1 pseudogene and 1 other annotated feature are annotated in these 506 nt (G+C 49.8%); the pseudogene reads right to left on the reverse strand.

From position 1 onward, the window contains the following. Window positions 1-78: 78 nt before the first annotated feature. Window positions 79-286: a binding site (T-box leader), on the reverse strand. Then, window positions 283-506: pseudogene (locus tag ON063_RS14840) on the reverse strand (glutamate--tRNA ligase); the annotation flags it as partial. It overlaps the preceding feature by 4 nt.

The following is a 506-nucleotide window of genomic DNA, read 5'->3' on the forward strand; positions in this document are numbered from 1 at the left end:
TTCACGCACACTGCTCCAAAATCCCATAATTGATATCTCCTTTTCTTATACAAAAACAAAGACGCCCCTGTGCCAAGGCACAGAGACGCCGTAAGCGCGGTTCCACTCTGTTTGGGAAAAAGTGTTCCCCTCTCAAGTCTCGTTAACGCCGAGTCGCGGCCTCGACTACGTATCGCCGAGACGGCTCCGAGGTGCACTTCTTCGGGGGACACATCTAGAACTCCCAGCCTAGGTTCTAGTCTCTGCAAAGTGTCATACCGCTTACTTTCCTCATCGATGCCTTTATGCTAATAAAGTTGTCAGACGCTTCAAGACACGCTCTTTTCCGATTAACGAAATCGCGTTCGGAAGCTCTGGTCCATGTGTTTGTCCTGTCGTCGCGACACGGATTGGCATGAACAAGTTCTTCCCTTTTTGACCAGTCGCTTTTTGCGTCGCTTTCGTCGCCGCTTTAATCGCTTCTGGTGTGAAGTCTTCGATTCCTTCGAGCTGTTGTTTGAACTCTG

The organism is Exiguobacterium sp. B2(2022) (genome assembly GCF_028823655.1).
GTDB classification, from domain to species: domain Bacteria; phylum Bacillota; class Bacilli; order Exiguobacteriales; family Exiguobacteriaceae; genus Exiguobacterium; species Exiguobacterium aestuarii_A.